Annotated in this window: 10 protein-coding genes; 7 read left to right on the top strand and 3 right to left on the bottom strand. The window is 33.2% G+C overall.

Annotated features, from left to right (window positions below; all coding sequences use genetic code 11):
* The first annotated feature begins 75 nt into the window (after nucleotides 1-75).
* Together SJY24_RS17335 and SJY24_RS17330 are read left to right on the top strand one after the other, a co-directional pair.
* Complete coding sequence (locus SJY24_RS17335) at nucleotides 76-609, top strand: TetR/AcrR family transcriptional regulator (RefSeq protein WP_377865596.1); 534 nt, start codon at nucleotides 76-78, stop codon at nucleotides 607-609.
* A gap of 155 nt (nucleotides 610-764) precedes the next feature.
* Nucleotides 765-1187 (top strand): DUF3995 domain-containing protein, encoded by a 423-nt coding sequence (locus SJY24_RS17330; protein ID WP_098271957.1) that lies wholly within the window; start codon nucleotides 765-767, stop codon nucleotides 1185-1187.
* A 337-nt stretch (nucleotides 1188-1524) separates the two neighbouring features.
* Here SJY24_RS17330 and pdxR read toward each other — a convergent pair whose 3' ends face one another.
* On the bottom strand, nucleotides 1525-2964 hold the full coding sequence (gene pdxR, locus SJY24_RS17325) for a MocR-like pyridoxine biosynthesis transcription factor PdxR (protein WP_377865595.1): 1440 nt from the start codon (nucleotides 2962-2964) through the stop codon (nucleotides 1525-1527).
* A gap of 148 nt (nucleotides 2965-3112) precedes the next feature.
* Between pdxR and SJY24_RS17320 the strand changes: the two genes are divergently transcribed.
* Complete coding sequence (locus SJY24_RS17320) at nucleotides 3113-4030, top strand: DMT family transporter (protein WP_377865594.1); 918 nt, start codon at nucleotides 3113-3115, stop codon at nucleotides 4028-4030.
* A 215-nt stretch (nucleotides 4031-4245) separates the two neighbouring features.
* On the opposite strand, the gene SJY24_RS17315 is transcribed toward SJY24_RS17320, so the two are convergent.
* Together SJY24_RS17315 and secY are read right to left on the bottom strand one after the other, a co-directional pair.
* Nucleotides 4246-4689: a carboxymuconolactone decarboxylase family protein gene (locus SJY24_RS17315; RefSeq protein ID WP_000083090.1), complete on the bottom strand. Its 444-nt coding sequence runs from the start codon at nucleotides 4687-4689 to the stop codon at nucleotides 4246-4248.
* 80 nt (nucleotides 4690-4769) lie between these two features.
* Complete coding sequence (secY, locus tag SJY24_RS17310) at nucleotides 4770-6074, bottom strand: preprotein translocase subunit SecY (RefSeq protein WP_002069884.1); 1305 nt, start codon at nucleotides 6072-6074, stop codon at nucleotides 4770-4772.
* 536 nt (nucleotides 6075-6610) lie between these two features.
* On the opposite strand from secY, the gene SJY24_RS17305 reads away from it, so the two are divergent.
* The 4 genes from SJY24_RS17305 (at nucleotide 6611) to pulA (ending at nucleotide 15093) form a co-directional block, all read left to right on the top strand.
* Nucleotides 6611-7126: a DinB family protein gene (locus SJY24_RS17305; RefSeq protein ID WP_098764117.1), complete on the top strand. Its 516-nt coding sequence runs from the start codon at nucleotides 6611-6613 to the stop codon at nucleotides 7124-7126.
* Nucleotides 7127-7703: 577 nt separating this feature from the next.
* Entirely contained in the window at nucleotides 7704-9650 is a 1947-nt protein-coding gene (locus SJY24_RS17300) for a bifunctional metallophosphatase/5'-nucleotidase (RefSeq protein ID WP_377865593.1), read from the top strand.
* Between the two features lie 685 nt (nucleotides 9651-10335).
* Nucleotides 10336-12039, top strand: a complete 1704-nt coding sequence (locus SJY24_RS17295; RefSeq protein ID WP_377865592.1) for a M4 family metallopeptidase — start codon at nucleotides 10336-10338, stop codon at nucleotides 12037-12039.
* A gap of 483 nt (nucleotides 12040-12522) precedes the next feature.
* Nucleotides 12523-15093 carry a type I pullulanase gene (gene pulA / locus SJY24_RS17290; RefSeq protein WP_377865591.1) on the top strand — a complete coding sequence of 857 codons (2571 nt, stop codon included), beginning with the start codon at nucleotides 12523-12525 and terminating at the stop codon, nucleotides 15091-15093.
* Nucleotides 15094-15170: the final 77 nt, after the last annotated feature.

Genomic DNA, 15170 nt, shown 5'->3' with positions numbered 1-15170 from the left:
AATAATTGACAAAAAATGAGAATAATAGTAACCTAACGTAAAACATACGCTACCGTATTTTATTGGAGAGATGATATGCAATTAACGAGGGAAGACTGGATAAAAGTAGGATTACAACAATTAGCTAATGAAGGAATACATAAAGTTCGCATTGAAGCACTTGCTCGATTGCTAAAAATAAGCAAAGGAAGCTTCTATCACTATTTTCGTGACCATCAAGAGCTTTTAGATTCTATGCTTGACTTTTGGGAAGTACATGCAACAAAGCTGATTGTTCAAAGTATGGAGCAACAGGATGCCTCTTTAGAACAGCTATTACAGATTAGTTTTAATCGAGATAAAAAAATTGAGAATGGTATTTATGCTTGGGCTAAATATGATCCTGTTGTGGCAACACGTGTAGTAGATATAGAAGAACAGAGAATTTCTTGTGTTGCAAAATTGTATCAAAAAATGGGCATAGACGAAACTGAATCAATTGATCGAGCGAGACTTGCCTATTTAACGTATGTAGGATGGATGACAAGGTTTGAAGCAAATCCTAATTTTGATATTGATAAAATGGTTGAGCTTTTAACTTCTTTCAGCGGGTGTCCAAGCATCGACTGAAAGAAGTAAAGCCTCCGGACGCAATTATGCTGAGGCATAATTGATTATTCGATAAATGTCCCTAGTATGGTTATAAAACCAGAAGGGACAAAATTTTCACTTTAACATACGGTGGTGTATGTTATTTTTAAAGTTACGACATTGGGGGCGAATAAATGAAATTACTATTAACATTAGTAGCTGTAGTGCTTCTGTGTTTTATCAGTTTTTTGCATATTTATTGGGCTTTTGGAGGTCGATGGGGTTCTGCCGCTGTTATTCCAGTAAAAGAGGGAGAATATAAGCCCGCTTTTACTCCGAGAATATGGGGAACGTTATTCATAGCTATTCTTATTCTACTAGCTAGTGTCATTATTGTTGTTCAAGTAGGTTATTTGCAGAGGTTCCAAGCAAATAGTTTATCTAAAATCGGAAGTATTGTCTGTGCTTTAGTTTTCATTATTAGGGCAATTGGTGATTTTAAGTTTGTTGGATTCTTCAAAAAAATTAAACATTCTCAGTTTGCTAGATATGACACTTGGTTCTATAGTCCATTATGTTTATTCTTTGGTTTTGTCTATATCATGTTGTTGTTTTAATAAGTATAATGAATTCCCTATAAAATAAATTTTATGCAGGAAGAAAACACCTCTTATTGAACAAGTAGTAATAAAAAGTTTGAGCATAGCAATAGAGCAATACGGGTTCTGGTGACAGCGAAGTCCGCTATGATTAGTCATTTGTGTTTAAAAAGAGGATAGATAGGGCGAATGTATTCAAGCTCTTCTATCCTTTTAATTTTTATACATATAATGTATGACATTAGATAAGAATTCACTATTAATAATAGGTTCAGCTTATATCTTGACTTTGAATAAAATTTTAAAGTGTTGGTTTTTTATTGTGTGAATAAGAGGTTAGTTGTTGTTTTGGAGTTTAAATCATTGATTTAAACTTAGCAATTGTATCATGTAATCTTTCTAATCCAATCAACATATCTTTATCATTTAACATTGAATAACTAATTCGTAAATGATTATATTGAGTTTCATGGCTTAACAAACAAGCTGTGCCGGGTAAAAAAGAAACATCTACTTCATTCGCTTTTTGTAATAATGTAAAAGGATCGATTGACTGTGGGAGTGTAATCCATAAGTTAAATCCTCCATTAGGTATTTCAAATTCTAATTCTTTTAATGGAGATAATATATCAATTGTTAAATCGCGTCTAATTTGTAAAGCAGTCCGTAATTTTTCTAAATGATTTTTCATTCGTTCCGCTCGTAAAAAAGGAAGTAGTGCTTTTTGTGTCAATAAGGGACTACCAATATCCATCGAAGCCTTCACAGCGTATAACCATTCAAAGATAGGACCTTCAGCTGCAAGTGCCGCGATGCGAAGACCTGGTGCTAACGTTTTACTAAATCCTTTTAAATATATAACGTGACCATTTGTATCAAAGCTTTTTATTGGAGAGGGAATTTTAAAATCCTCAAAATATATTTCTCCGAAAGAATCATCCTCTAAAATGAAAAATTGATAAAGCTCTGCTAGTTCTACAAGTTCCATTCTTCTTTCTTTACTCATTACTGTGCCCGTTGGATTCTGAAAAGTAGGATTCACATATAACAAAACAGGATTCTTTCTTTGACAAATATCATCGATTAAATCTGAGCGAATGCCGTTGTTATCTAGACTAACAGGGATAATTTGAACTCCTTTATTAACAAATACATCAAGCGCCGCTCCATAACACGGACTTTCCACTAACACTATGTCTCCAGGCTTTAATAATGTTTGGGCGATTAAATCGATTCCTTGCTGGGCACCGCTTGTAATTAATAATTGAGATGGATCTGTAACTACTTGTTGCTGTTCTTTTAAGTAGTTTGTTATTTCCAATCTAAGTTCTTTGTCACCTTGAACAGGTCCGTATGTTGCCAGTATCATTTGATCCTTATTAAGTAATTTGTGCATTTCATCTGAAAGAAACGGATTTGGTAATAAACGTGGATAAAGGACTGCCTGTGAAAAATCGAAATATTTACGGTGTTGGTTCATTACATATTGAGAACGCATAACATTAATGGATTTCGTTTTTTGCCATTGATACGGAATTGGTTTGAAATCTTTATTCACACGTTTATGTATATAGGCACCTTTTCCTTGCTCAATGCGTATATATTCTTTCATTTCTAACTGCTTATACGCTTTACGAACAGTTAATAAACTAATTTGTAAATCATCGGCCATAGAACGTAAAGAAGGGAGGTAATCACCATGTGAAAGCATCCCGCTTTGAATTCTCTCAACAATTTGCATATATATTTGTTGGTAATATGGTATGTTGGATTCTTTACGCAGTAATATCTTCATAGAATCACCTGTTTTTCTTTTTAATTTAATTAAAGCGAAAAACATTCTGGCAATCAACTATATTTTTATTCAACTGTTATATGCGTTGATACACTGTTATACACCATATCCTCTATACTCGTTTCAAGAGTAAAAAGGAGGAAGCAAAATGGTCATTTTAAATTATATTTTAGTATGTATTATTTTTGGAACGACATTTTTAACGATAAAAATTGGAATAGAAGCGGGGGCACCACCATTATTTTCAGCTGGAATTCGTTTCTTTTTGGCGGGCCTTATTCTCATTATTATTTTTAAATTAAAGCGAAAGGATATTATGCCTTACTTATTATCGAAACGTATTATATATGCTGGTTTTTGTTTAACATTTATGACATTCGCGACCCTTTACTGGGCTGAACAATATATTTCTTCTGGATTAGCTGCAGTTCTATCTGCAACAGCCCCAATGATGATTTTGCTATTACAATCAAAGAGAAATAAAATAAAATTGCAAAAAGAACAACTTGTCGCTTTAGTTATAGCACTCCTTGGTGTTTTTTGCATTTCTTTACCTGGAATGCATCAAGAACTTACATTCATATGGAGTATCGCTTGCCTTGTTATATTAGTAGGAGAGTTGTTTTATGGAATAGGTTCTATTCGTTCTAAAGAGATACTTTCAGATTTGCCTAACGTATCACCATTTCTCATTAACGGCATTCAAATGTTTTATGGAGGAGTTTTGCTATTAATTGTATCTGTTGTAATGGAACAGCCGAATTTAGCTGTATTAACATCTTGGAATGTACAATGGCCAATTTTATATCTTATATTTGTAGGATCTATCGGTGGACACGGTTTATATTACTGGCTTTTATCAAAAACAAATCCAGTATTTCCATCGACTTGGTTGTATGTATCTCCGTTAATTGCTGTTATTGTAGGTTATTTTGTATTAGGAGAACCATTAAATCCTGCAATGGGAATTGGTGCTTGTTTAATCTTGATTGGTGTATTTTTAGCAAATCGTTCTACGCTGGGCGTTTATTTTAAGCAAGGGAAGTTATTAAAAAAAGAGATGTAGTTAAAGTTTAATGATGTGGAAAACAGCGGAAAATGTATTCAAACTTTAGAAGGAAAAATAGTTAATTTGAAGAAAATGATTAACACGTTAGAATACAGATTGGAGATAGTAAAATCAAAAACACAGTTGGAGAAATAACCAACTGTGTTTTAATATAGGGTGTATTTAATTTTACACTTAACTAAATCGATCGCATATTGTTTGGTGGATAAGTATTATTTTTTTATTACGGTATTACCCATCGCAATAGAAATTCGATTCCAACTATTTATTTGATTAATGATTAACACAAGATCAACATATTGTTTTTCGTCAAAGTATTCACGTACTCGGTTGTATAGATTTTCAGGGACTCTTTTAGTAGGAATGAGAGTGATATGCTCCGATAGTTCCAAAGCCACTTTTTCTTCAGGAGTATAAAAATCACAATCATCCCAAGCATTTAAGCAATAAATTCTTTGCTCGGTTTCACCCAATTTTCGGGCATCAGAAGTATGCATATCGATACAATAAGCACAACCATTAATTTGAGAGACTCTAATTTTTATAAGCTCTCTAACAGCTCGATTAATTGAAGATTTCTTCGTGTATTTCTCCATATCCATCATAATTTTCATACCATCAGGCGAAATATCATAATAAGACATTCTTTGACTCATATGACAAAACCTCCGTTATTATAAGTTTTATAATAAAAACACACTAGGTCGCTATTGTGACTTCTAGTGTGTTTTTGTAATTAATTCACTTTTTTTATAAATCCTTTATAATGACGCTTCACAAGTTGACTTTCTAACGTCTTCATCGTTTCTAATGCAACACCTACGATGATTAGTAAACTTGTACCACCGATTTGAGCAGATGGTGGTAATGTAGCGATTTTTGTAAATACAAGTGGTAATATTGAAATTGCTCCTAAGAAAATCGCACCGATAAATGTTAAACGGTATAAAATTTTTGTTACATACTGTTCTGTAGATTTACCTGGGCGAATACCCGGGACATATCCGTTTTGCTTTTTCAAATTCTCAGCCATTTGTTCAGGATTTACTTGAATAAACGCGTAGAAATATGTGAAGGCAACGATAAGACCCACATATAGTGTCATTCCAAATGGATGTGCAAAATCAAGATTCGCAATTATCCATTTAGATACGCTTGAATCAGGGAAGAGCTGCGCAATTGTACGCGGCGTCATTAAAAAGGCTGAAGCAAAGATAACAGGAATTACACCTGCACTATTTACTTTAAGGGGTAAATGAGTATTTTTTGCTCCTTGATATTGATTGTTTCCTGAAACAGCTTTTGCATATTGAATCGGTATTTTACGAACAGCTTGTTGAATGTAAATAACACCAACTACTATCGCTAAAATTACGAGTCCAATTAAAACCATTTTTATTATGTGCATGAATAACTGATCGCCTGCGTTTTGGAATTGTTGCAAATAAATTTGATTAGCGACATTCGGAATCGCCGCAACAAGTCCTGCGAAGATAATCATTGAGATTCCATTACCAACGCCGTTAGCGGTAATTTGTTCACCTAACCAAAGTAAAAATGCAGTACCAGCAGTTAAAACTGTCGCAATAAATAAGTATGTAGTCCAGCTTTGATCTGTAATTAATTGTCCACCTGCTATATTATTAAAACCATAAGACATCCCAATGGATTGTATGAATGCGAGAATGATTGTAAAGTATCGAGTAAATTGAGCTGATTTCTTACGGCCCATTTCTCCTTGCTTTGCCCATTCTGTAAATTTAGGTACAACGTCCATTTGTAGTAATTGTACAATGATAGAAGCTGTAATATATGGTGTGATACCTACAGCAAAGATTGAGAAGTGTTGCAGTGCTCCTCCGCCAAATACGTTCAGCATGCCTAAAACGTTGGCTTGATCTTGTACTTTTAATACCTCTGCGTTAGTATGAGGAACTGGAATAAACGTGCCAATTCGAAAAACAATTAGCATCGCTAGTGTAAAAAGAATTTTGTTTCTTATCTCAGCTACTCTCATGAAATTTGAAATCGTACGAAACATTATGTCGCCTCCTATATTTTTATCAGTTCAAAACTGATTATTATATCCCGATGAAGTAACCACAAACCTCCTTCCGCATTAAATTCATTTGACAAATGGAATTTTATACATTTTGCAGTTTTCACGGATATAAAAATATAAGGTGTTATACAAGCGATTTATTAACTTTTCGTAATCATTCAATACCCATAATATAACTAATAAATTAATAAATGTACATACATAAGCATTAAAAATGAATGAATAGGGTGATTTTTTACATATATTTAATGTTTGATTGATAATTAGGAACGTTTTATGTAGTTATATTGAAAGGATTCCGTGGAAAGTATTATGATGTAGCTGTAGCGCATGATAACCTCAAGGAAATCTTCAAGGATGTTGAGAGAACTCATACGTTTCAGCATGAATTAGAGAATCTACTAAAGAAAGAAAAGATTGGATTGGAATAATAGTGAAGGAAAATCTTTTTTCCATAGAGAATATTTCTAGCGTAGGAATTTAAGTATGTAGGTTCTAATGAAAGGAGAATTCACATGAATACATTTGTAAATGACAAGTTTTATGAAACTAGAAATCAATTATTTGAGGAAATTACTTTGTTAAGTGATGCTCAATTTAATAGGAAACCAGATAAGGATAAATGGAGTATAGCACAAGTTTGTCATCACTTAGTTTTATTAGATGAGAGAGTTATAACAGTTATTTCATCGGGATTAAAAAAGATGGATAGTATCTTAAATGAGCGTAAAGAAATTCACACTATTTTATTAGATAGATCGATAAAATTTATAGCCCCAGAAATGATTGAACCAAGTATAGAACCATTTGAAGTGCAGCAAATGGTTGATTTGTTAAACGACTCTAGAAAAGAATTGATGCGTTTCCTGAGTACAATAGAAGATGAATCTATATTAGCGAAAAAATCAGTGACGCATCCAGCTCTTGGAGAATTACTTCTTGATCAGTGGATAGAACTGATCTATTTGCATGAACAGCGTCATATAGAACAAATTAAAGAGATAAAATTGCTTTGTGGAGTTGAAAGGTAAACATCATTATCTATTTTTTGAGTGATTTGGGATAGCATCAAGGTTTCGAGTGATAAAATAGAAATCCTGATTAAAATTATGATAAATTTAGTTGAAAGCAACCAAAAAGCTGAAGAAATTACGAAACTAGCAGATTTTACCCCTGAAGAGGAAACGAACATTCGAAAAAAATCTGAATCCGATTTGCTGTATAAGTGTAACCCCGCCTTAAATGAAGAGCGGGGTTATTATTTTTGGAAGTGATCTCATCATTTTCATTTAGAAGGAAATAAATTGGCAATGAAATCCGAAAATGTAATCAGCATTACACACTATATCTTTAAGTTATAATGATTTTCGGAAATGAGCTATATGTCCAAATTTTTGAAAGTACTCTTACACCTACCATTGGGTAAGCACCTTTCACGCGTTTGAGGAATAAGTATTTTGTCAGAAAATGATAAAATACAATTTTATTAAGGGATATATGCATTTTATTCTCTTTATTTTTGTAGTTGAAGTTTTCTGAATAACAAGTTATATTTTTAAAGTTCAAGCAACTTTATGACAGTACAAAAAGGGGAGAAATATTGATATTATGCAAAAAACGAAATGGAAGAACTATGTATGCTATTTTATTATTCTTATGCTTCTTGTAACAGCAGTAACAGTCAAACCAGCTATTTCTAAGGCTGAGGAATCTAATGTTAATATTACATTGTTAGGTACTGCAGATATTCATGGTAGATTTATGCCTTGGGATTATGCGCTTGATGGAGCAAATATGAGTGGAAGTCTGACGCAGCTTTATACGGTTATAAAGAAGGTACGTCAAGAAAATCCAAATACCATATTAGTAGATGCCGGGGATACAATTCAAGGAAACTCAGTAGAATTATTCAACGATAAGCCACAATCGCCAATGATGGTAGCAATGAATACAATGGGATATGACGCCTGGGCATTTGGAAATCATGAATTCAACTTTGGACTAGATACATTGAAAAAAGTTAGTGAGCAATACAAGGGAAAGACGTTAGCAGGAAATATTTATAAGGAAAATGGAGAGCGTTTTCTTCCTGCATATACGATTGTTGAAAAAGGTGGAATTAAAGTCGGGATTATTGGTATGAATACACCAATGATTAGTGATTTTGAAAAAGGGACAGATCATTTGGATGGTTTAGTAGTGAAAAATCCAGTAGAAGAGACAAAAAAGGCTATTAAAGAATTAGAAGATAAAGTAGATGTAATGGTAGGGGTTATGCATATGGGACTAGAAAATGAGAATGGAATCCCAGGTACTGGTGTTCAAGATATTGCGAATGCTTGTCCGGAACTAAGCGCTATTTTTGCGGCTCATATGCATAAACTTGTAAAAAAAGAAGTTGTAAATGGCGTGATTATTACAGAACCAGATAAATACGGAACGCATATTTCACGTATTGACCTTACTTTTACAAAGCAAGATGGGAAGCTTGTTTTAAAAGATAAAACAGCTACCGCTATACCTGTAAAAAATGCTGATGGAACTACAGTATTATCTGATTCTACACTTGAAGAAACACTAACACCTTTTCATGAGTATGCGAGAGGAGATGCAAATGTTGTAGTCGCTCAATTAAAGGGTAGAAACCTTGTTCCTGAAAATGAAATAAAGGGTATTCCAAGTGTGCAGATTCAAGAGACACCTTTATCAGATTTCTTTCATGAAGTCATGCTCCATTACAGCAAGGCGGATGTAGTAGCCCATCAAATTGATAATGATTATGCCCGTTTGGATATAGGTCCTATAAAGAAGAAAGATATTGCTTATAATTATCAATATGCTTTGGGAGAAATTACAGTATATAAGATAACTGGAAAAGATTTAAAAGACTATATGGAATGGGCAGCAGGATATTTTAACTCATCTCGTGCCGGAGATGTAACAGTTAGCTTTGATAAAAACCGTCGTGCGTCTAAATACAGTACGAACGATTTCTTTGGAGGCGTAAAATACGAAATTGACTTAACAAAACCATATGGTAGTAGAATTATAAATTTACGCTCTATTCGTACAAATAAACCAATCAAAATGGGCGATGTTATGACGCTAGGAATGAATGCGTATAGAATGGAGGCTCTTCAGGCAAAAGGGGGAGCTTTAGAGGGACGTAAATTTGAACAAACTTGGTCATCTAAACAAGAGAATGCATTCGGAGAAACAGGTGGAACCATTCGTAACCTTGCTATTACATATTTAAAAGAGGTAAAGAACGGTGTATACACGCCAAAAGTTATGCATAATTGGAAAATTACTGGTGTAGATACACATTCTTCAGAGCATAAGGCTGTAGTTGATCTTGTAAATAAAGGGATTTTAGAAATCCCAAAAACAGAAGATGGAAAATATACAAATATAGCATCTATAAATACTAAAGATTCAATTACAAAAGAAGAGATTGTAGCACTCTCACAAAAAGCTAATATTAATCCAAATCAGTTTAATCATGTAAAAAGAAAAGGTGAATTTTACAAAAAACTTAGTAGGATAATTAAATAAATATAAAAAAGATGGCTCTCTTGCAAAAAACTATTCAACTTGGACATACCATTATCCTAAAAAAGTTTGTGATCGGTATGGAAATATAGAGAATCATCGGTAAAAAACCCCCTGGATCGCTTTAAAAATTTAGGGGGTTTTTCATTTGAATAATTATTGTTTCATTTCTCGCTATGTATATTTATAATATGCTTTAAAAGAACATACCTTAAGTTAATAACATGCAATAGATACGTCCTTTTCTATATTTAAATGGGGAGAAAAATTTATCTTTAAAAGATATTTTTGACAAGATAAAAAAGCCTGAAACTCATATAAGACTTCAGCAGTCTCAAAACGTTCCAATCCATGCAGCTATAGACATAAATAACAAAATTATATTGAAAAATCTAACTTGTATATGCGTTGCCTCACTAAAGTATTTATCTACTATTCTTAAAATAGTAAAGAGTGGTTTTTATGTTGTTAATAAGATATACGTGTACTTTGATTAAAATGAATATAGATAATTAACAACTAACCAATTGGATGAGCACCTAAAAGGGCTCATTTTTTATTTTATCGACCACATTTATGTAATTTTGCATAATATTACATAAATTTTGTATTTTCCCTTTTTTCCGACAAGATTAGACAGTATACTTTGTACAAGCTTTCTATTTCAAAAATTATACGAGGTGAAAAAATGAAAAAAACAAAGACATTAACTAAGGTAGCATTAACAACAGGATTAGCTTTAACAGCTGTGGCACCATACGGAATAGGTCATGCAGAGGAAACAGATCAACTACAAGTTCAAATTCAGGAGGACTCATTCCGTTCAGGTGAACTTACACAACCGTCACAAAAAACACCAGAGAATGTAGTAAAAGATGCTCTTAAGGAGAAAGCTGAACAAGCTCTTTCTCCAAATCAAGTCAATGGAGAAACAGGAGTAGATTATAAAGTTCTTCAAAAACGTGGTTCGTATGATGGAACAACACTTGTGCGTATGCAGCAAACATACGAAGGAAAAGAAGTATATGGCCATCAATTAACTGCACACGTAGATAATAAGGGTGTTATTAAAAGTGTTTCAGGCGATAGCGCGCAAAATTTAAAACAAGAAGAATTGAAAAAGCCTATTAATCTATCAAAAGATGGAGCGAAACAATATATTTATACGAAGTACGGGAACGATATCAAGTTTATTTCTGATCCAGAAGTTAAGGAAGTTATTTTTGTTGATGAAAATAATGGACAAGCTTCAAATGCATACCAAGTTACATTTGAAGCTGCAACACCAAACTATGTTTCTGGAACTTATTTAGTAAATGCGCAAAATGGCGATATGTTAAAAAATATGGTACAAGAATCTAACTTAAAAGCAAGTGAAAACCTAGTTGGAGCTTTAAAGGAAAGTAAAAAAAGCAGTCTTACATCATTAACTGGAACAGGAAAAGATGATTTAGGTATATCTCGTTCATTTGGTATTTCTAAACAAAGTAATGGCCAATATGCACTTGCTGATTATACAAGAGGGCAAGGAATTGAAACATATGATGTGAATTATAGAGATATTACTAAAGAAGAAAGCTATTATCCTGGTACACTAGCAACCAGCACTTCAACAACATTTAACGATCCAAAAGCAGTAAGTGCTCATTACTTAGCAACAAAGGTATTTGATTTTTATAAAGATAAATACAAGCGAAATAGTTTTGATAATAAGGGACAAAAGGTAGTTTCAGTTGTACATGCTTGGGATTCTGAAGATACGAACGATCCGAAAAATTGGCAAAATGCATTAAGTGCTAATAATGGAAGTATGCTTGTATATGGCGATCCTATTGTCAAGGCATATGACGTAGCTGGACATGAATTTACACATGCTGTTACTTCTAGCGAATCTAATCTTGAATATTACGGTGAATCTGGTGCGATTAATGAGGCACTATCTGATATTATGGGAACATCTATTGAGAAATACGTAAATAATGGAACCTTTAACTGGACAATGGGAGAACAAACTGGATCTGTTTTCCGTGATATGGAAAACCCGGCTTCTGTTCCATCTTCACTTGGAGTACCGTATCCAGATGATTACAGTGAATTTAACGATTTTAATGGATGGGATCAAGGTGGCGTTCATTTTAATTCAAGTATTATTAATAAAGTTGCGTATCTCATTGCAAAAGGCGGAACTCATAACGGAGTAACTGTTAAAGGAATTGGTGAAGATAAAATGTTTGATATTTTCTATTATGCAAATACAGATGAGTTAAACATGACATCTAATTTCAAAGAATTGAAATCAGCATGTATTCGAGTGGCAACTAATAAATATGGGGCGAATACAGCTGAAGTTCAAGCAGTGCAAAAAGCATTTGATGCAGCAAAAATTAAGTAAGTTAGAAATATAGTTTCCATTCATATATTAATACATTATGAAAATCAGCTAATTTCATTTTAAGGATATTAGCTGATTTTTTACGTAGCAATGTATTAGTGAAAATAAAATTACTAAGCAATAATCAGGCATCTATCTTCAATAAGTTACGACAAATATATAAGATTTCAAGGGTATAAAAACAGAAAATTAATAATATATTGACCTCTTAATAGTAAGTGCTATAAAATGAAAGCGATAACAAACGATTGCTTTAAAATGATTTCCCTGATCTTTTAGTATTTACAACTATATGAAGGCAAAAAAAATCTATTTTTTTAAGCATTAATGCAAACGCTTTCGTATTAAAAGATCATTGAAATACATACGTGAAAATAGTCAATATGGGGGTGAAGTAAAAGGGATTTCTACATTAATTTAAGCAGTGTAATTTAGTATGAGCATAATAAATAGCTCGTACTATATAAAGAAAGGGTGTATGTGGTGCAAATGACAAAAAGATTAATTAACAAATCATTTTTATTACTTGCCATAATCGTTATGTTATCATCTGTTTTCTCTTTTCAGAGTGTGAAGGCAGTTTCAAATTCGAAAACAACTGAAGTTATCATTCATTACAAAGAGAAATCTGGAAATACAAAAGACTGGAATCTTTGGGTATGGGGAGAAAATGCAAACGGTAAATCTTATGAATTTACTGGTGAAGATGAATTTGGAAAATACGCTAAGATAAAAATAGATGGTGACTATAATCGTGTAGGATTTATAGTTCGTACCAATGAATGGGAAAAAGATGGAGGTGATCACTGGGTTGAAAATATAAGGGATGGTCGTGCTGAAGTATGGATCCTTTCGGGTGATGAAAAAGTATATAACTCTAAGCCTTCTTCGGATCTCTCAATTCAAAAAGCTACTATTGATAGTTTTAATGAAATTACTGTAACGACTAATGTTCCGTTTAATAGTAAGGAACAGAAAATTGAAATTGAAGGCGTTAAAATTAAGGGAATTAGTCCTTATGATAAAAATAGTGGAGATATTACTAGTAAGGTTAAAATAATTACGGAACAGAAAATTGATTTAAAACAAACATACAAAGTTAAAATAGCAAACTTAGCTGATGCGAATACTGAAATCGGTAAAGTCATTCGTAGCGAGGAATTTGATAATTTATTTTATTATGGTGGTAATGATTTAGGCAATATATATACTCCGCAACATACAAAGTTCCGTTTATGGGCTCCTACTGCGAGTGAAGCGAAGTTAGTTACATATAAAAAATGGAGCGATAAAATAGGTACTGAAATAAACATGCAACAAGGTGAAAAGGGAACTTGGAAAGCAGAACTTAAAGGGAACCAAAAAGGTCTCTTTTATACGTATAAGGTGAAAATTGGGGATAAGTGGACTGAAGCGGTTGATCCGTATGTGCGTGCTGCTTCTGTAAATGGAGATAAAGGTGCAGTTGTTGATTTAGAAGAAACAAATCCGGAAAAATGGAAAGCAAACAAAAAGCCAAAATTTAAAAATCCGGAAGATGCTATTATTTATGAATTGCATGTACGCGATCTTTCCATTCAACCTGAAAGTGGTATTAAGCAAAAAGGAAAATATTTAGGTGTAACAGAAAAAGGAACAAAAGGGCCTGAAGGTGTAAAAACAGGACTTGATCATATGAAAGATCTTGGTGTTACTCACGTTCAGTTTTTACCAATATTTGATTATGCTTCAGTAAATGAAGAGAATTTAAATGAACCACAATATAACTGGGGATATGACCCGAAAAATTTCAACGTCCCAGAGGGCTCCTATTCTACAAATCCTTTTGAGCCAACTGTTCGAATAACTGAATTAAAGCAAATGATTCAAACATTGCATGATAATAATCTTCGTGTTGTGATGGACGTAGTATATAACCATATGTATAATGCCGCTGAATCAAATTTTCATAAGTTAGTTCCAGGTTACTATTATCGTTACAATGAAGACGGAACATTAGCAAATGGAACTGGAGTAGGGAATGATACCGCTTCAGAACGAAAGATGATGAGAAAATTCATGGTAGATTCCGTCACATACTGGACAAAAGAATACAATTTAGATGGGTTCCGTTTTGATTTAATGGGTATTCATGATTATGAAACGATGAATGAGATACGTAAAGCTGTTAATCAAATTGATCCTTCTATTATTCTGCATGGAGAAGGATGGGATTTAAATACACCTCTTGCAGCTGAATTGAAAGCAAATCAAAAAAATGCGGAGAAAATGAAAGGGATTGCTCATTTTAACGATAATATACGTGATGGATTGAAAGGTAGTGTATTTGAGGAGAAAGAAAATGGTTTTGTAAATGGAAAGCAAAACATGGAAGACCGTATTAAAAAAGGCATTACGGCCGGTATTGACTATGATACAAATTCGTCTACTTATCAAGATCCGGAGCAGGTGCTAACTTATGTGGAAGCACATGACAATCACACTTTATGGGATAAACTTGAGTTGACTAATTCAGGTGACAGTGAAGAAATGCGAAAGCAAATGCATAAATTATCTTCTTCTATTTTATTAACATCACAAGGTATTCCATTCTTACATGCAGGACAAGAGTTTATGCGAACAAAATATGGTGATCATAATAGTTACAAATCTCCTGATTCAATTAACCAGATGGACTGGTTACGCCGTGCAGCATTTAATAATGAAGTAGAGTACATGAAGGGCTTAATAGAATTACGCAAAAAATACCCAGCTTTTCGAATGACATCTGCAGAGCAAATTAAAAAGTATGTAGCTTTTATCGATGTTCCAAAAAATGTTGTAGCTTATACAATAGATGGAAAGGGAAGTGGGAATAAAAGCGAATACTTTATGGTAGCTCACAATGCAAATAGGGAAGCCGTTGACATAACACTTCCATCGAAAGGTCCATGGAAAGTGCTAGTAAACGGGAATCAGGCGGGAAGTAAGACACTTTACGTTGTCCATGACAATAAAATTAAAGTTCCTGCATTAAGTTCACTAGTTTTAAAAACAGAGAAACCGATTAAATAAATGCAAAAAGCGGAGTGAAGGTTGTTTTCACTTCGCTTTTAAAGTTAAAGCAATATAATTTCACATACTGTAATTAT

It is taken from the genome of Bacillus sp. R86525 (genome assembly GCF_042466195.1).
In the GTDB taxonomy this organism is placed as follows: domain Bacteria; phylum Bacillota; class Bacilli; order Bacillales; family Bacillaceae_G; genus Bacillus_A; species Bacillus_A nitratireducens.
The sequence above is the reverse complement of the archived record's forward strand: the minus strand, read 5'-3'. Positions and strand labels throughout refer to the sequence as shown.

Excerpts from the sequence above, each read along its gene's own strand:
- SJY24_RS17335 (WP_377865596.1), top strand. The coding sequence starts at position 76 with ATGCAATTAACGAGGGAAGACTGGATAAAAGTAGGATTACAACAATTA.
- SJY24_RS17330 (WP_098271957.1), top strand. The coding sequence starts at position 765 with ATGAAATTACTATTAACATTAGTAGCTGTAGTGCTTCTGTGTTTTATC.
- pdxR (WP_377865595.1), bottom strand. The coding sequence starts at position 2,964 with ATGAAGATATTACTGCGTAAAGAATCCAACATACCATATTACCAACAA.
- SJY24_RS17320 (WP_377865594.1), top strand. The coding sequence starts at position 3,113 with ATGGTCATTTTAAATTATATTTTAGTATGTATTATTTTTGGAACGACA.
- SJY24_RS17315 (WP_000083090.1), bottom strand. The coding sequence starts at position 4,689 with ATGAGTCAAAGAATGTCTTATTATGATATTTCGCCTGATGGTATGAAA.
- secY (WP_002069884.1), bottom strand. The coding sequence starts at position 6,074 with ATGTTTCGTACGATTTCAAATTTCATGAGAGTAGCTGAGATAAGAAAC.
- SJY24_RS17305 (WP_098764117.1), top strand. The coding sequence starts at position 6,611 with ATGAATACATTTGTAAATGACAAGTTTTATGAAACTAGAAATCAATTA.
- SJY24_RS17300 (WP_377865593.1), top strand. The coding sequence starts at position 7,704 with ATGCAAAAAACGAAATGGAAGAACTATGTATGCTATTTTATTATTCTT.
- SJY24_RS17295 (WP_377865592.1), top strand. The coding sequence starts at position 10,336 with ATGAAAAAAACAAAGACATTAACTAAGGTAGCATTAACAACAGGATTA.